We start from the raw sequence: 17917 nt of genomic DNA on the forward strand, positions 1-17917 counted from the left end.
TTAAGGAGCGTTCAAACGCTCCTTTTCATCTATTTTACATTCACACAGACAAATATTGCTGAACAATTTCACGACCTATTTCAATTGAAGCAGTCGCTGCTGGTGAAGGCGCATTACAAACGTGTAGTGAGCGCATACCCGTCACGATATGAAAATCATCAACCAACTTGCCATCGGCAGTCAGTGCTTGAGCACGCACACCTGCGGGCCAGAAACAATATCCTCAGCATTAAGTTCAGGTATCAGACAACGAGCATTAGCGACAAACTGTTTTTTACATAATGAACGACACACCTCCGCCACTCCTTCGCCAAAATAGGTACGTGCAATTTTCCAAAAACCACGGTAGCCCAATATTTCACTCAGATCTGCCAGATTAATATCGGTTTTTTTATAGCCTTCACGCTTAAATGCCAATACAGCATTCGGGCCAATATCACGTTTACCGTTATACATACGGGTAAAATGTACACCAAGGAAAGGAAAATCTGGATTAGGTACTGGATAGATCAAATGGTTGACCAAGTAATTCTTTTCACTATTCAACACATAATATTCACCACGGAAGGGAATAATCTTCATACCAATATCATAGCCAGACAAACGAGCAATACGATCGCTATGCAATCCGGCGCAATTTATCAACCATTTTGCCTGATAACTATTCTGTGGCGTAACAACTTCTACTCTGTCACTATTCTCTCTAATGGCAGTAACCATTTGACCATAAATCAAGGTAGCGCCACGCTGCTGGATAATTTCTGCCAGTTTATCAGCCACCTCTTTATAGTTCACAATACCAGCATCGGGAACAAGTAACGCCTCCAATCCGTTGACATGCGGCTCACGCTCATTGAGTTGCAAACGGTTTAGACGGCTAACTTCCAGACCATTTTGCAATCCACGCTGATAGAGATTTTCCAGTAATGGTAATTCTTTTGGTTGTGTAGCAACAATGACTTTGCCACAACGATCATGATACAAACCATGCTGGCGACAAAAAGAGAACATGGTTTTATTACCGCGCGTCGCCAAGCGGGCCTTCAAGCTGCCAGGTTTATAATAAATGCCTGAATGTACTACATTGCTATTGTGACCGCTTTGATGGCTGGCTGGCATGTTCTCTTTATCCAACATCAATATCTTGATGCCAGGCCGAACTTCCTGCAATGCATTAGCAACACCAAGCCCAACAATACCAATACCGACAATAATATAATCATACATACCTTATTTATTCCCTATTATTGATTCAGCTACCGTTCAGCCTATTTTTCTAGATTTTTTTCAATGAGTAAAACTACACCTATACTAATGTCACTCTTGATAAAAATGTTTTTCCGATATTTTCGATTTTTCCCTCAATAGCAAATTATGATAACCAATATCAGATAAATTATTATCAGCAATAATTTAATTTCATTGTATTGCATATTGCTTTTCACAGTATTAGTCACCAATAAATAAACAACCTAAATTTGTCTATAACATTACCCATCATCTTATAGGAAAAATATGATAAAAATGCATTTCCTTATATGAGTTATGCTACAAGAATACGAGATAATCTATTCATGTAGAAAAGTTTTTAAGCAAAACTCAAATGACTTACTTCGTATCACATTTTTCCTGAATAAATTCGCATCTTGCCGTACAATCCTTCCCTTCCCATCCTAATTTATCTAATTACCGGAAGAACGAATGGACAGACGATTTGTTCAATCCCATAAAGAAGCACTTTGGGCTGTATTGTTAACGCTTGCTTACCTTATTGGCTGGCTATTGACAGCCTATTTACCCAATGATACTCCCGGTGTCACTGGCTTACCTCGCTGGTTTGAAATGGCATGTTTGTTACTACCAATTGTATTCATCATCCTCTGCTGGTTAATGGTGAAGTTTATTTTCAAAGAAGTCCCGCTGGAGGATGAGAATGCAAAGTGAAGTTATCTTACCTCTGCTTGGTTATCTTGCACTGGTATTTCTGCTGTCAGTCTACGCTTATCGACGCCGCCAGAAAGGCTCGTTCCTGACTGAGTATTTCCTTGGCAACCGGTCAATGGGCGGCTTTGTATTGGCAATGACCATTACTGCCACCTATATCAGCGCCAGCTCATTCATCGGCGGGCCAGGAGCAGCCTATAAATATGGTCTGGGATGGGTATTACTGTCGCTGATTCAATTGCCGGCAATATGGCTTTCTCTGGGTGTGCTAGGTAAAAAATTCGCCATTCTCGCCCGCCGCTATAATGCCGTTACTCTTAATGACATGTTGTATGCCCGTTATGGCAGTCGCTTTCTGGTCTGGTTTGCCAGCCTAAGTCTTTTAGTCGCTTTTGTTGGCGCGATGACCGTTCAGTTTATTGGCGGCGCACGCCTGCTGGAAACTGCTGCGGGTATCCCTTATAGCACTGGATTAATGATTTTCGGTATCTCTATCGCTCTCTATACCGCATTTGGGGGGTTCAGAGCGAGTGTCCTCAATGATGCCCTGCAAGGGCTGGTAATGTTGCTAGGCACTGTTCTACTGCTGATAGCGATTATCTATAAGGCGGGGGGTCTGTCAGAAGCGGTCGCCACATTACGAACAATTAATCCTGAGCTGGTTTCCCCACAAGGCGCAGACCATATCCTCAGCGGACCTTTCATGGCATCGTTCTGGATACTGGTCTGTTTTGGGGTAATTGGATTACCTCATACCGCCGTTCGTTGCATCTCCTACCGCGATAGCAAAGCTGTTCACCGTGGGATCATTATCGGCACCATCGTCATGACAATCCTGATGTTTGGTATGCACTTAGCGGGAGCGCTTGGTCGAGCGATTATTCCTGATCTGACCATTCCCGATCAGGTGATCCCAACATTGATGATCACGGTATTGCCGCCATTGGCTGCTGGAATTTTTTTAGCCGCGCCAATGGCCGCCATTATGTCCACAATTAATGCGCAACTGCTGCAATCTTCTGCAACTATCGTCAAAGATCTTTACCTAAACTTGTTTCCACAACAAATCGTACAGGAAAAAAGACTCGCCCGAATTTCCAGTTTTTCTACCCTGATTCTTGGTTTGTTGCTACTTTTAGCCGCCTGGCGCCCACCCGAGATGATTATCTGGCTGAATCTACTGGCCTTCGGTGGCTTACAGGCCGTATTCCTCTGGCCATTAGTACTGGGCCTATATTGGGAAAAAGCCAATGCCTATGGCGCTATCAGTTCGATGATTACAGGGGCAACAAGCTACACTCTACTCGCTAGTTTCAATATCCATCTATTGGGCTTCCATCCAATCGTGCCATCATTGCTACTTAGCCTGCTGGCTTTCTGGATAGGCAATACCATCGGTCAGCGATTACCGCCAAAAGCAGTCAGACCACACTAAGTTGGTCACTTTTAATCTATATTTTAATAAGGAGAATTTTTTATGCCTTGGATACAACTTCGATTAAATACTACAGGACAGCTCGCTGAATCCCTTGGAGATACTCTAATGGAAAATGGAGCAGTATCAGTCACCTTTCAAGATAGCCACGATAACCCGGTATTCGAGCCCCTACCAGGCGAGACTCGTTTATGGGGAGATACAGATGTCATCGGGCTTTATGATGCGGAAACGGATATGAAAGCCGTTATCAACCAGCTCGAACAAGTTCCTGAGTTGGGTGAAGGATTTATTCATAAGATTGAGCAGTTGGAAGACAAAGACTGGGAGCGTGAATGGATGGATAACTTCCACCCAATGCGTTTTGGTAACCGCTTGTGGATTTGTCCAAGCTGGCGCGACGTCCCTGATCCAGATGCTGTCAACGTTATGCTGGACCCTGGACTGGCTTTTGGTACAGGTACTCACCCAACCACATCGTTATGCCTGCAATGGCTAGACAGTCTCAATCTAGAAGGTAAAACAGTTATCGATTTTGGTTGCGGTTCCGGCATACTGGCAATTGCCGCGCTAAAACTCGGTGCAACGCACGCTATTGGCATAGATATCGACCCACAAGCTATTCAAGCCAGCCGAGACAACGCAGAACGTAACGGCGTTCTGGAGCGTTTAACGCTATATTTGGCGAAAGATACGCCAAACGGTCTTGAATCTGATGTAGTAATTGCTAATATTTTGGCAGGCCCTCTGCGTGAACTCGCTCCTGTAATTGGCGCATTACCAAAACCGGGCGGCCTGTTAGGTCTATCGGGTATTTTAACAAATCAGGCAGAAAGTGTTATTCAGGCCTATACTGATAAATTCGTCATCGATCCTGTCGCAGAGAAGGAAGAATGGTGTCGGATATCTGGGGTAAAAATAACAACAAATTAGAATTATTTTATTTTGTTATAATCACAAGAGTAAATTTTGATCGCTTATTGATCGTAATCCGTGCTATCAGCAAACTTGCTGATAGAAAAATCCTAAGTGACAAACTTTACCAATAACATATAACACTATGTTATTTATGAATAATTATATTTACCACAGAAGAAAAGCTGGAAAAAAGTTGTAACAAATGACGATTTGCTCAAAGTTTGGCCTTTCATATTTTGCGAAAAATGCGTAATATACGCGCCCTTGCAGTCACAGTATGGCCACTCTTTCTTCGTCTATGCGTATCGGACAATACCAGCTGAAAAACTGTCTTATTGCGGCCCCAATGGCTGGCATAACTGACCGCCCGTTTCGGTCGCTATGTTACAAAATGGGTGCGGGTATGACAGTATCGGAAATGCTATCTTCCAACCCACAGGTCTGGAGGACAGACAAATCCCGGCTACGTATGGTTCACAGTGACGAACCGGGAATTCGTTCCGTGCAAATTGCTGGCAGTGATCCCGATGAAATGGCAGCAGCAGCGAAGATCAACGTCGCTAATGGTGCTCAGATCATTGATATCAACATGGGGTGTCCAGCCAAGAAAGTGAATCGTAAGCTAGCAGGTTCGGCTTTACTACGTTACCCAGAATTGGTGGAAAAAATTCTTTCTACCGTTGTAAACGCAGTAGATGTTCCTGTTACGCTGAAAATCCGCACTGGATGGTCGCCAGAAGAACGAAACTGTGTAAAGATTGCCCAATTGGCCGAGCATTGTGGTATTCAAGCTCTGACGATCCACGGCAGGACTCGTGCCTGCTTATTTAACGGAGAGGCAGAGTACGACAATATTCGGACAGTTAAGCAGACTGTTGCCATTCCGGTTATTGCCAATGGCGACATTACTGACCCGCTTAAGGCCAGAGCAGTGCTTGAATACACCGGGGCTGATGCCCTGATGATAGGCCGCGCTGCTCAGGGAAGACCCTGGATCTTCCGGGAAATCCAGCACTATCTGGCAACAGGGGAATTGCTGTCACCGATGCCGATTGGCGAAGTGCGGCATTTAATGAACGAGCACATACGGGAATTGCACGACTTTTACGGTCCAGGCAAGGGAGCCCGTATCGCACGTAAGCATGTATCCTGGTATCTCCGGGAACATGCTCCTGATGACCAGTTCCGGCGCACATTCAACACCATAGAGGATGCCAGCGAACAGCTGGAGGTGTTGGGGGCATATTTCGAAAATTTTGCGTAATATAAAGAAAAGAGCTGACAGAACTATGTTCGAACAACGCGTAAATTCTGACGTACTAACCGTTGCTACTGTAAATTCACAAGATCAGGTAACTCAAAAACCTTTACGTGATTCAGTTAAACAAGCACTGAAGAACTATTTTGCTCAATTAAACGGTCAAGATGTTAATGATCTGTATGAGCTGGTATTGGCTGAAGTAGAACAGCCATTGTTGGACATGGTGATGCAATACACCCGTGGCAACCAAACACGTGCTGCCCTGATGATGGGCATCAACCGTGGCACACTGCGTAAGAAATTGAAAAAATATGGCATGAACTAATTAATCATTAGTTCATTAAAAAAGGCGCTGTACCTCTTGGTAAAGTGCCTTTTTTGCCGAACCAAAAATATCTACGAACCTGACATGGCAACGTCTACGCTATTTCGTTCCCAAAAATCCACATTATCTGCATTAAATCTCTCTTTTACCTTGATTGATTTACCATAATTCCAAATTCTCCCAATGTCAGGTTATTCCATAACTGAGAGGTTATTTTCAGCTCTCATGAATATGAAGTAATTGGTTACAGCCAATAATAAGATAAAACAACCACAACATATCAAGACAACGCCAAGATGTTGGTTCCAACCTGCTAGCGCCAAACCTCCGCCTAACATCAAATAATATAGCAAGCCCAATAATGCTCCTGCCGTTCCCAATCTATCCGTATAATCAGTCAAGGCAGAAGCCAGGATGTTAGGAATTGCAATTCCGTAGGCCACAACAATCAAAATCATAGGCAGAATAAACAACCCGGTATCTTCCAAAACCATGATTAACCCACCGCCAATCAGGACAATAACAGAAGCAAGCAACACTAAATTTGATGAATTCCACTGTCTGCTTAGCAAGAGTTTATTCAACCAAGCGCCAATGCCTACTCCCAATGCCAAAAATAATCCCGTGTAACCAAACATCTCAGGAGAGAATCCTAACCGCTCAAAATTAAATGGAGCTAATTGGTAATAACTGAACAAACATAGGTTAAAGAGGGCTATTAACAGCGCATTGCGCCAAATTGCTACATCCTTAAGCATCATCATTAAAGTACCTATTAGCGGTATTGTTAACATTGACGCTGGGCGGGTTTCAGGCAGACAAATAGCAGACCAACCCGATAGTAATACCGCAAGTAAAGACAAGCCGGAAAAGACGCCTTTATACCCCCAGGAGTACACCAAAATAGAACCACTTATCATGCCAACTGCCGGGCTGACAGCCAAGGCGACTCCCATAATAGAAAATACCCGAGCTAATTCACTTCCCTGATAAGAGTCTCTCAGCATTGTTTGCGTTCCTATCGAACCCACTGCGGCCCCAAATGCAGATAACATTCTGGCAGCCAGTAACAACTCAAACTGACAGCTTAGTAATGCCATTAACGAAGCGCCACTATAGAGTAACAATCCACTCAATATAGTTGGCCGTCTGCCTATGAGATCACATAGACGCCCCCAAACAACCACTCCGATAGCAAAAGCGAAAAAATATAAAGATAAAGTTTGAGCTGCCTGTCCGGCGCTTACTTTGAATTCTTTTGCGATATTGGTTAATGCCGGGCTATAGATGGTTTCTACAATTTGTGGAAACATCATCAGCGCTGTCGCCAGCATAAGTCCAAGTTTACGTTGCATTGTATTTTTCTTAATCAATTAAACAATAAAACGTAAATTAGCATGCTCTTAATTGTCGCATTATAATAATAAAGACAATTTATTTATTAAATCGGACATAAATATGGCATGGCTTTCCCGTGATGATAGTTTTGATCCTGATAACCTTGGAGTACCGGTAGTGGGGATTGCTGCTGAACTAGGTCAGCATGACTCAGGATTTCATCAACATGAAATGGGGCAATTATTATTTACCCAACAAGGATGTATCAATATCACCTTGGAAGATCACTTATGCATACTTCCACCCACTCGAGTTGCCTGGATTCCACCACGTACTATTCATAGAGCAGAGATAAAAGAATCCGTCGGGTATCGCTCGATTTATCTAAATATAAATCAGATCGGGTGCTTAGCAGAAAACGTTGAGGTGTTGGAAGTTACACCTCTATTACGTGAAGTATTAGAACGAATAGCATTGTCACCTTTCAATACAGATTGGTTACATAGACCTGCGGCTAACCTATTAGCTGTCTGTCTTGACGAAATCCATCTGGCAAAAAGAGAACCGACATTATTACCGCTCCCTTTCGACCGTCGTTTAGCCAGCATCCCGATGACCACACTGCCGCCACCACTCAAAATATTAGCAATGAATATCGGAGCCAGCGAGAAAACGATTAGTCGGATATTTCGCCGGGAAACAGGACTCAGTTATCAACAATGGCGACAACAATGGCGTTTAATCAAATCTATAGAATTACTGACAAAACAGGGGAATTTGTCATCTGTCGCTAATGAATTAGAGTTTTCCAGTGATAGCGCTTTCACCATCTTTTTTAAGAAAATGACCGGTCGATCACCAAGGGAATATATGTCTGCTTATAAGAAGTATAATTATTGAGGTAATATACAAAAAATTGCCGACATCAAAAGAACTATTCATCCAAAAAACTATTCACTATATGAACATAGACGCCGGCAAATGCATCAAATAAAGAAGATAATTAAATAAAAGCTAATAACATTCTATACTCTTCATCTTTCAAGCTGCTGCTTTGTTGGCTGCTTTCACTCACCCCAGTCACATAGTTATCTATGCTCCTGGGGATTCGTTCACTTGCCGCCGCACTGCAACTCGAAATCTATTAGGTATATATACATAAAATATACTTGTTAAAAGCGACTATTTTTCATCATCATTTATCAACTGATAAGATACAGCAATATTTGCTGCCTGACCTGCTAATGGGTTGTAATCACTGGACAAATATATCCCTGAAATATAGTGACTATCACCAACATAAAATTTCCTATATCGAGATGTTCCAGGATCGCCAAATAACAAAAACCGACCATCACTCAAAGTAAAGACGGCTCTATCAACAGCACCATTGCCCCATACTTCCAAACTGGTAATTCGACTACCATTCAGAGAAATAGATGCCGTCTCACCAGATATTGTACCTAATCGATGGCTACTGCCGTCATCAAATACAACTGTCAGCCCTCCTACTCTCGGAGCTCCTCCAATACGTACAATATGTCCCATTAAAGAATCTATCTTTCTTCTCTTCCCTCCATTAAGAGCTGGTTTGAGAGGCGGAGCCATATCTTGCTCTGGAGTCAATGCCTGAATTCTGGCTTTTGCTGTTTGACGATCAAAGAAAGTAGAATAACTTAAAACATCAACATAGATTCTATTATTTACAGACTCAGATTCACTTAATCTATCCCAAATACTGATATATTCAATCCCATGTAAACGACAGTGACCATGAACAGACATAACATTATTTGCAACAGTGTCCGCCGTCGAGTTATTAAGAGCATCATTAAGCTCTCTATCATAGATACTATTAATATAACTATTAGCTTGTTCTACCGTCTTTTTGATTAATCCTCGGACTTTTTCAATATCAATATCACTAAGCCCAATTTCAGCTCTTCTCTCTAAACCAGCAACCCAATAGGTTATCTGCATCATAACCGTAGTAGAAAACATGGGTAATATTTGATAGTTAACATCATCCGAAAAATTATTAAATTTTTTGTGATAACCATCTATATTTTCTGCCAGGTTATTAAAGGCGCTCCTCGCTTCGTCAGATCCTGGATGCTTATCAAGAAGATCAGCAACGGTTGCCATGCGCTCTTGTATATAGGCAATATCACCCGCAAGGATACCTTTAATCGTCTTTAACGCAGACTCCTCTATCATCCTCTCAATTTGTTTGACAATTCCTTCCCATATATTTTCTTTCGATTGAGGCCAGAATAAACCGACCAAAAAAGATATCGCAGGACCAACCGAAGGTATAAAAGAGATACCCCCTATGATTGCATTTTTTACAATATCCGTAACATCCCACTCTAATGCACTCGTTTTTACCACATATTCATTAGCCACAATGGTTCTGATGTCTAAAACATTTTCTGTATGCATAATGAAACCCTTAAATTAAAATAAGATGTTTAAACCAAATTTGCCGTAACATAAGCCACTCTATCCGTGTTATTATAGATAACAAATTTACTATAATAAAAAGAGCTGCTAGGCACGTTTAATACCTTATCTTCTCCTAATCCTACATCTATAGATCCAGCTTCAAACCATTCAGAGGTAAAACTATGAGACCAGTAAAATTTAGCCGTAACACTATTTGCTAACCCTGTATTTACAACTCTCAGAGAGCTTCTGGATTCTGGAATTATTGGGGTGTCTATTCTAAATACTTCCACACTAGCATGAGGTGATATAGTCACATCACTCAAAGGACCAACTGCATTTAAATCTCTATGTACCGGCACAGGAGAATTAGAATAAACTTCTGCTTTTTGTGTATCTGAATCAACAACAATGGTTATTCTAGACATATTTATTTTCCTCATTAAAATTTAAATAAAATATACTCAACTTACATATAAATATTTTCAAAAAACAGTATTACATTTAATTAAAGATACTCTTTAACTATCATAGAACCACTATTAACTTTGAAATTTAATTCCCCAATATATTACGTGGACTTTATATACCACAATAAATCACCAGAACACTAATATATCCATATTATAAGTAAGTCATTAATGAGACATATCTAAAAAAATCACAATAATATAAAAACTATAGCAGAAATATAGTTCGTGTCAACGTCCTGACTCAATGAATTCACTATTATTTAAGAGTTTGTGAAATTATATTAAATATAAAAAATATATATAAAAATATTAAAATTTAAATTATTGACATTACGTTATTTACCTGAAATTAATAATATTGGTTACTATAGTACTATATAATTCTATTTTTTATTTTCTAATTTTATCTTTATGTAGTGACTATAATAATTCACAAATTCACTCACAACGTTAAAATGATAATCAATAAAACAGTCTATTATCCTGACAATATATTTTTATTACATCCTAATCAATAATATTTTAATTACCAATTGATTATATCTTTTATAAGATAACGAATTAATATTCTCAAAAACATTCCCTTTCTGATGAAATAAAATTAACTTAATAATAGCAAAATAATTTTGACTGTAGATTTTAGCTACTTAAATATTCTTAATACAATTAATTGATCTTTAAAATATGATGAAAAAATACAGAAAAAATGAGGGCAGATTTCAAAGCATGTAAAACCACACTCGTTGCCCCGATTCCAAATAATACAAACTTAAAGCATTATTAATGGCGTCCTCACCTTGGGAAAAACAACCTTCCCAGTACTACGAGGATAATCAACCATTTAAATTCCCTTCTTGTGAAAAAGAATACGTCTCTATCCTCCCAAGTACGCATTCCTCACAGCTTCATTAACCAATAATGCAGACCCACTATCTTCCAGTACGATCTTACCGTTTTCCAGTACATATCCTCGGTCAGCCAGTTTCAACGCCTGATTTGCATTCTGTTCAACCAAAAAGATTGTCATCCCCTCTTCTCTCAACTGTTGAATAGTATCGAAAATCTGAATGATAACTATCGGCGCCAGTCCCAATGAAGGCTCATCCAGCAACAATAACTGCGGCTGACTCATTAAAGCGCGGCCAATCGCCAACATTTGCTGCTCACCACCGGACATCGTTCCAGCCCGCTGATTACGCCTTTCCTGTAAGCGCGGAAATAAATCATAAACCCGTTCAATACGCTGCTGATACTGAGTTTTATCAGCAAAAAAACCTCCCATCGCCAAATTCTCTTCCACTGTTATACGAGCAAACACTCTGCGCCCTTCAGGAACAATAGCAATATCCTCACGCATAATACGTGCTGTCGACCATTGGGTGATATCTTTGCCCCGAAAAATAATGGAACCTTCGGTTGCCCTAGGTTCACTACATAAGGTACTGAGCAACGTTGTTTTTCCTGCACCGTTTGCACCTATCAGAGTGACGATTTCTCCCTGCTGAATATTCAGGCTAACCTGATGTAATACCTGAACTTCCCCATAATGGGCGGATACCCGCTTAAATTCCAACATAATTAATACACCTCGCCCAGATATGCCCGGATAACATCCGGGTTGTTACGAATCTCTTCTGGCCTCCCTTGCGCCAAAGACATCCCCTGATTAACAACATAGATACGATCTGAAATTCCCATCACCAATTTCATATCATGCTCAATTAACAATACAGAAACTTGATGATATTCCCTCAATTCAACAATGAAAGCATTAAGCTCTGCTGTCTCTTTCGGATTCAACCCCGCAGCAGGCTCATCCAGCATCAAAATTTCCGGACGAGCTGCCATACAGCGAGCAATCTCCAAACGCCGTTGCTGACCGTATGCCAGATTACCTGCCTGTCTGTTCGCCAGTGGTAATAAACCAATCCGCTCTAACCAAGTTATGGCGCAATCTACCGCATTAGATTCTGCCCGGCGGAATGCCGGCGTCTTAAAAAGGCCGGTAAAAAGGCCCCTTTTCAAATGCTGATGCTGCGCCACTAATAGATTTTCAATCACCGTCATCTCTCGGAACAACCGCACATGCTGGAATGTTCTGATAACGCCCATACGAGCGATAGCCTGCCCAGATAACCCTTCCAGATGCTTTTCCCGCAGCTTTATAGTACCGCGAGTCGGACAGTAAAATCCTGTCAGGCAATTAAAGATCGTCGTTTTCCCTGCACCATTAGGACCAATAAGAGAAACAATTTCACCTTGATTGAGCCTCAGGGCAACGTTGTTAACCGCCAGTAAACCACCGAAGCGCATGGTCAGATCGGAAACTTGCAATAATGGTGTCGCACTCATGCTGGCTTTCCTCCCTGTACCTGTCGTTCCAATTTAACATGACGGCGTTTTGTCGGTAGCAACCCTTGCGGACGCCAAACCATCATCAATACCATCATTGCCCCTAGCAGCAACATACTGTAAGCATTCAGATCACGCATCATCTCACGGGAAACCACCAACAAAACGGCCGCTAGAATCACCGCAGTCTGTGAACCCATCCCTCCGAGTACCACAATCGCCAGCACAAAAGCAGATTCAGCAAAAGTGAAGGACTCTGGACTGACGAAACCCTGCCGGGCAGCAAATAAAGTACCAGCAAAACCGGCAAATGCAGCGCTGATAGTAAACGCAGCCAGTTTAATTCGGGTTGGACTTAAACCAAGAGAGCGACAAGCAATCTCATCTTCACGCAGCGCTTCCCATGCGCGACCTAATGGCATACGTAGTAGTCGATTAATAATAAATACTGTCAGCATTACCAACAGTAACACCACCAGATAGAGGAAAATGACCCGATCACTTGGATCGTATTTCAAACCAAAGAAGTTGTGGAACGTATCCCAACCTCCCTCTTTCACACCGCGGTTAAATTCTAACCCGAAGAAAGTCGGTTTCGGGATCTGGCTGACACCATTCGGGCCACCTGTTATTTCAGTATTATTCAACAGTAGAATGCGAACAATTTCACCAAAACCCAGCGTAACAATTGCCAGATAGTCACCTCGCAATCGCAATACCGGAAAGCCTAACAACAGTCCTGATAAAGCAGCCGTTAACCCCGCCAGCGGCAAACTCTGCCAAAATCCTAATCCGTAATAGTGAGTTAGCAAAGCGTAGGTATAAGCACCGATAGCATAAAAACCTGCATACCCAAGTACTAACAGCCCCGACAAACCAACCACTACATTCAAACCTAACCCCAGCATGACATAAATTAACGTCAGCGTAGCAATATCAACACTACCACGAGAAACAATAAACGGCCAGACAATTGCAGCAATAATGACCAATATTGCCAGTAACTTTTGTCCTTTGATTGAACCATTGAAATCCGGCAACGACCAGCTTTTAATCGGCACTTTATTGATTGTTTTCTGAACAACCGGACGCAATAGTTGGAACAAAAAAACAACCGAACAGCCAATGCCAATCCATAACCATCGCACTTCATCAGCACGGTGGACAACCAACTTCGTACCGTCCAGCGACAACTGCATCCCCATCATAAAGGCAGACAACACAAATAAGACGACTGAGGCGATAACAGCATTCACCCAATTGGCATGTTTCATATCTTTTCTACCTCTGGACGGCCTAAAATCCCAGTCGGCATAAACAACAGCACAACAATGAGCAGAGCAAAGGAAACGGCATCTTTATATTCGGTGCTCAAATAAGCGGAAGTCAGGGCTTCAGAAATTCCCAAAATCAAGCCGCCAATCATCGCCCCCGGAATACTGCCAATTCCTCCCAATACTGCTGCGGTGAAAGCTTTCATTCCTGCCATAAAACCGATATACGGATTTATCACACTGTAGAACTGCCCCAACAAAACACCCGCTACTGCGGCCATGACTGCGCCGATAACAAAGGTTAAGGAAATCACTCGGTTAGTATTGATCCCCAACAAACTGGCCATTTTCAGATCTTCCGCACAAGCACGACAGGCACGTCCCATGCGGGAATAGCGAATAAACAGTGTCAATATCAGCATGGCAAGAAATGTCACTATCCAGATGGTCAGTTGCATTGCGCTAAGACTGGCAGAAAATCCATCACTTTCGCCTAACACCCACTGTCCGGTAATCAAGCTTGGCAATGCCAGATCGCGAGAACTTTGTGACAGACTGACATAATTTTGCAAGAAAATAGACATCCCAATCGCTGAAATCAGGGCAATCAGTCGCTTAGAATGACGAACAGGCCTGTAAGCCACTCGCTCAATACTCCAACCATAAGCAGCGGCAATGACAATCGATGTTAAAAAAGCAGCAGTAATCAGCAACCAACCCAAATCAATTCCCATCATCATTAGAGCCGCAATGACAATAAAGGAGACATAGCTACCAATCATGTAAACTTCACCATGAGCGAAGTTAATCATCCCGATAATGCCGTAAACCATCGTATAACCAATGGCAATCAATGCATAAGTACTACCCAGAGTCACTCCATTTAACATCTGTTGTAAAAAATAGAGAAATTGCTCCGACATACGTTGTACCTCTGGAATAGCAGCTCCTGACAAACAAGAGCTGACGACCGTTCCGATGACGTTATTTCACAGAAGTAGAAGAACCATCTGCATGCCATTCAAAAATACCGAATTCGAATCCTTTTAGATCGCCAACAGCATTCCAGCTCAGTGTTCCCATTACGGTATCCACTGGATTCGCTTTCAGATCTTTCACCAAATCAGTCGGTTCCATACTACCGGTACGGTTCATTGCCGTAGCCAGAGATTGCAGAGCAGCATAAGTGGTCCAGACGAACGGACCTGTCGAATCGCCTTTCTTACCTTTGATCGCCTCAACAATAGCTTTGTTCACCGGTACCTGATCGTAACGCTTAGGGAGAGTGACTAACATGCCTTCAGAAGCGACTCCGGCGATATTGGATAGCGAGGAGTTACCTACACCTTCTGGTCCCATAAAGCGAATATTCAGACCGGCCTGCTTAGCCTGACGCAGAATTTGCCCCATTTCAGGGTAGTAGCCGCCAAAATAGACAAAATCCACATTTTCTTTTTTCAGGCGGGCAACCAGAGCCGAAAAATCTTTATCGCCCGCAGTGACGCCTTCAAACAAGACAATATTGACTCCCGCTTTTTTCAATTTATCGAGAACAGATCGCGCCAACCCTTCACCGTATTGCTGTTTATCATGAACAATCGCTATACGCTGAGGTTTAATCTTGTCAACAATATATTTCGCTGCCGTTGGTCCCTGATCAGAATCCAACCCGGTAGTACGCAGAATCATCTGGTAGCCACGAGTCGTCAAATCGGCATTGGTTGCCGCCGGAGTAATCATAATGACACCTTCATCTTCGTAGATGTCAGATGCCGGTTGAGTAGACGAAGAGCACAAGTGGCCGATAACATAGCGAATGTTGTCATTAATCACTTTATTAGCGACGGCTACAGCCTGCTTCGGGTCACAGGCATCATCATATTCAACGCCCACCAGCTTATTGCCATTAATACCACCGTTAGCATTAATATCTGCAATCGCCTGACGGGCGCCAGTAAATTCCATATCACCATATTGAGCAACTGGACCAGACATTGCCCCCACAATCGCCACTTTGATCTCTTGTGCCCACAGTGAGTGACTCATCATCATGGCAATACAGCCTGCAAATAGTGTTTTACCTGTTATGATTTTCATTTTATTTATCCCCTGTTGTGATTGGTCTAATTTATTGTGTTTGCCTTTAAGATCCCCCATTATCTGACGGGAAATCATGATTTTTTGTAATTAATGGTTAGATAAAGTGATTTTTATTAACAAGACTTTATTTTTCATATTATTAAAATAGCATTTCATGCTTAAAATCAAATTAACAAGGTAGATAAAAGCATCAATTACAGAATAAAATACGGCAAAAATTGATTGGATTTTAGACGAAACATAGTGTGATATTCTGGTTAAATATTAATAAAGCAATCTTTAGCTCGAAATATCGACTATGTTAAAAACATTTTTCCGGTAACGTAAAAAAACGGTTACACAACACACTGTTTATCTATTCATTTAAACTGATATGGAAAAGCCATGAAGCTAACTATCGAACAACTTACTGTTTTATCAACACAAGATATGATTGATCTAAAGAAAATCTGGCCTCAACAGACATCTGAGCAATGGCAAACTTGGTTAAAAAATGGAAATAAACTATTTGCTGCTCGTTTTAATGATAGATTACTGGCCGCAGTAAAAATGACTCTTAATAATCAATCCGGCCTGCTTAAAGATTTATCTGTCCGTGAAATAACACGCCGCCGGGGAGTGGGTTTATATTTGATAAATGAAATAAAAGCTCAACATCCCACGGTTAACCAGTGGAAATTAAGCCTTGAAGGGTTCTCAGATGCTAACGAACCAGCATTAAAAGGTTTCATGAGCGCCTGTGGTTTTTACTACGATACCAAGTCAAATTGTTATTCTAGCTGACCCATTTTCCAGACCGCAGCCACATTGCGGGCAGTCACCCTCAAATTCTCATGCCCGCAAGCAAACGCGTCAGAAAGAGAACAAACGCCGGGCATAATTGAGAAAACGGCATCCAATCCGTGCCGATGAACGATGTCATAGTCCTGACTTATACTGCCAACCAACGCAATAGTCGAAATAGCATGTTTTTTAGCAATACAGGCAACACCAATCGGCGTTTTACCGTAAATAGTCTGGCTGTCCATCCGTCCTTCACCAGTAATAACCAGATCAGCGCCTTGTACTGCCTTTTCCAATTCCAGCGTGGAGATAACAATATCAATTCCCGGTTGCAATTTAGCGGCTAACCAACCAAGTAAAGGAACACCCATTCCCCCTGCTGCTCCGGTACCGGGTACGTCAATGACCTTAATGCCGGTCAGTAATTCAATTTTTTTACCATAATGGCGTAGAGCCGCATCTAACTCTTTCACCATCTCTGGTGTCGCTCCTTTCTGTGGTCCAAAAATAGCAGACGCGCCAAACTCACCACATAACGGGTTAGTCACATCACAGGCGACGATAATTTCGGTTCGATTCAAACGCGCGTCTAAACCGGAAAGATCAATTTTAGCAAGCCGACTTAGCGCAGCCCCGCCAGACTCCAACTCTTTACCATCAGAATCAAGTAAACAAACCCCCAACGCCTGCATCATACCGGCACCGCCATCATTAGTCGCGCTACCGCCAATACCTAAAATTATCTTTCTGACACCTTGATCTAAAGCAGCCAACATCAGCTCACCGGTACCATAAGTCGTAGTTATCAGCGGATTACGCTTTTCCATCGGCACCAGATGTAAGCCAGAAGCCGCCGCCATTTCAATAACCGCGGTTTCTCCATCACCTAGCACACCGAAAAAACTATCTACCGGCTGATTTAATGGATCGGTGACTGACAGACGTACAATCTTTCCACCGGTGGCTGCCGCCATCGATTCAACTGTACCTTCCCCTCCATCTGCCATCGGCAATTTAATGTATTCAGCTTGTGGATAGATTTCACGAAATCCTTGTTCTATCGCTTCAGCGACTTGTAAGGCGCTGAGGCTTTCTTTAAATGAATCAGGCGCAATAACAATTTTCATAGATCCTCCGCAAGGAAACCCTCGACTTTAAAGGGTGTCGCAAAAAGCCAGCATTGAAAATAAACCCACAGTGATTCACATTGTTTTATGTGCAACATTTAATGTACACATAGTAAAAAAAAATATTTTTCAGTATCATAAT

Annotated in this window: 18 protein-coding genes; 7 read left to right on the forward strand and 11 right to left on the reverse strand. The window is 42.0% G+C overall.

Going from position 1 to position 17917, the window contains the following annotated elements; all coding sequences use genetic code 11:
- Nucleotides 1–40: 40 nt before the first annotated feature.
- Nucleotides 41–199, reverse strand: coding sequence for a hypothetical protein (locus tag TI10_RS25870; protein WP_244161539.1), 159 nt, complete (start codon nucleotides 197–199; stop codon nucleotides 41–43).
- Nucleotides 181–1227, reverse strand: a complete 1047-nt coding sequence (gene lhgO / locus TI10_RS07765) for an L-2-hydroxyglutarate oxidase (RefSeq protein ID WP_244161540.1) — start codon at nucleotides 1225–1227, stop codon at nucleotides 181–183. Before lhgO ends, TI10_RS25870 begins: the two co-directional genes overlap by 19 nt.
- A gap of 474 nt (nucleotides 1228–1701) precedes the next feature.
- Between lhgO and TI10_RS07770 the strand changes: the two genes are divergently transcribed.
- The 5 genes from TI10_RS07770 to fis all read left to right on the forward strand — a co-directional run bounded on the left by TI10_RS07770 (nucleotide 1702) and on the right by fis (nucleotide 5883).
- Nucleotides 1702–1944, forward strand: coding sequence for a YhdT family protein (locus tag TI10_RS07770; protein WP_049582728.1), 243 nt, complete (start codon nucleotides 1702–1704; stop codon nucleotides 1942–1944).
- Complete coding sequence (gene panF / locus TI10_RS07775; RefSeq protein WP_049582729.1) at nucleotides 1934–3379, forward strand: sodium/pantothenate symporter; 1446 nt, start codon at nucleotides 1934–1936, stop codon at nucleotides 3377–3379. The genes TI10_RS07770 and panF overlap by 11 nt, the downstream gene beginning before the upstream one ends.
- A 42-nt stretch (nucleotides 3380–3421) precedes the next feature.
- A complete protein-coding gene (gene prmA / locus TI10_RS07780) occupies nucleotides 3422–4312 on the forward strand; it encodes a 50S ribosomal protein L11 methyltransferase (RefSeq protein ID WP_049582730.1) in 891 nt (296 codons plus the stop codon).
- Nucleotides 4313–4595: 283 nt separating this feature from the next.
- Nucleotides 4596–5561, forward strand: coding sequence for a tRNA dihydrouridine synthase DusB (gene dusB / locus TI10_RS07785; protein WP_074524945.1), 966 nt, complete (start codon nucleotides 4596–4598; stop codon nucleotides 5559–5561).
- 25 nt (nucleotides 5562–5586) lie between these two features.
- Nucleotides 5587–5883: a DNA-binding transcriptional regulator Fis gene (gene fis / locus TI10_RS07790; RefSeq protein WP_010847912.1), complete on the forward strand. Its 297-nt coding sequence runs from the start codon at nucleotides 5587–5589 to the stop codon at nucleotides 5881–5883.
- A 191-nt stretch (nucleotides 5884–6074) separates the two neighbouring features.
- Here the strand turns inward: fis and TI10_RS07795 are convergent, their stop codons facing one another.
- Nucleotides 6075–7238, reverse strand: coding sequence for an MFS transporter (locus tag TI10_RS07795; RefSeq protein ID WP_049582731.1), 1164 nt, complete (start codon nucleotides 7236–7238; stop codon nucleotides 6075–6077).
- Between the two features lie 103 nt (nucleotides 7239–7341).
- On the opposite strand from TI10_RS07795, the gene TI10_RS07800 reads away from it, so the two are divergent.
- Nucleotides 7342–8121 carry an AraC family transcriptional regulator gene (locus tag TI10_RS07800; protein ID WP_049582732.1) on the forward strand — a complete coding sequence of 260 codons (780 nt, stop codon included), beginning with the start codon at nucleotides 7342–7344 and terminating at the stop codon, nucleotides 8119–8121.
- A 282-nt stretch (nucleotides 8122–8403) separates the two neighbouring features.
- Here TI10_RS07800 and TI10_RS07805 read toward each other — a convergent pair whose 3' ends face one another.
- From TI10_RS07805 to TI10_RS07835, 7 genes are all read right to left on the reverse strand, one after another.
- On the reverse strand, nucleotides 8404–9663 hold the full coding sequence (locus TI10_RS07805) for an insecticidal delta-endotoxin Cry8Ea1 family protein (protein WP_049582733.1): 1260 nt from the start codon (nucleotides 9661–9663) through the stop codon (nucleotides 8404–8406).
- Between the two features lie 29 nt (nucleotides 9664–9692).
- On the reverse strand, nucleotides 9693–10094 hold the full coding sequence (locus TI10_RS07810) for a hypothetical protein (RefSeq protein WP_049582734.1): 402 nt from the start codon (nucleotides 10092–10094) through the stop codon (nucleotides 9693–9695).
- A gap of 919 nt (nucleotides 10095–11013) precedes the next feature.
- Entirely contained in the window at nucleotides 11014–11715 is a 702-nt protein-coding gene (livF, locus tag TI10_RS07815; protein ID WP_049582735.1) for a high-affinity branched-chain amino acid ABC transporter ATP-binding protein LivF, read from the reverse strand.
- 2 nt (nucleotides 11716–11717) lie between these two features.
- Nucleotides 11718–12491 (reverse strand): high-affinity branched-chain amino acid ABC transporter ATP-binding protein LivG, encoded by a 774-nt coding sequence (gene livG, locus TI10_RS07820; protein WP_049582736.1) that lies wholly within the window; start codon nucleotides 12489–12491, stop codon nucleotides 11718–11720.
- A complete protein-coding gene (locus TI10_RS07825) occupies nucleotides 12488–13765 on the reverse strand; it encodes a high-affinity branched-chain amino acid ABC transporter permease LivM (protein WP_049582737.1) in 1278 nt (425 codons plus the stop codon). The genes livG and TI10_RS07825 overlap by 4 nt, the downstream gene beginning before the upstream one ends.
- Complete coding sequence (livH, locus tag TI10_RS07830; RefSeq protein ID WP_049582738.1) at nucleotides 13762–14688, reverse strand: high-affinity branched-chain amino acid ABC transporter permease LivH; 927 nt, start codon at nucleotides 14686–14688, stop codon at nucleotides 13762–13764. The genes TI10_RS07825 and livH overlap by 4 nt, the downstream gene beginning before the upstream one ends.
- 61 nt (nucleotides 14689–14749) lie before the next feature.
- A complete protein-coding gene (locus tag TI10_RS07835) occupies nucleotides 14750–15862 on the reverse strand; it encodes a branched-chain amino acid ABC transporter substrate-binding protein (RefSeq protein WP_049582739.1) in 1113 nt (370 codons plus the stop codon).
- Nucleotides 15863–16249: 387 nt separating this feature from the next.
- On the opposite strand from TI10_RS07835, the gene panM reads away from it, so the two are divergent.
- A complete protein-coding gene (panM, locus tag TI10_RS07840; protein WP_049582740.1) occupies nucleotides 16250–16648 on the forward strand; it encodes an aspartate 1-decarboxylase autocleavage activator PanM in 399 nt (132 codons plus the stop codon).
- Here panM and TI10_RS07845 read toward each other — a convergent pair.
- Entirely contained in the window at nucleotides 16636–17775 is a 1140-nt protein-coding gene (locus TI10_RS07845) for a glycerate kinase (RefSeq protein ID WP_049582741.1), read from the reverse strand. The genes panM and TI10_RS07845 overlap by 13 nt on opposite strands.
- Between the last annotated feature and the right edge of the window lie 142 nt (nucleotides 17776–17917).

Source organism: Photorhabdus luminescens subsp. luminescens (genome assembly GCF_001083805.1).
In the GTDB taxonomy this organism is placed as follows: Bacteria; Pseudomonadota; Gammaproteobacteria; order Enterobacterales; family Enterobacteriaceae; genus Photorhabdus; species Photorhabdus luminescens.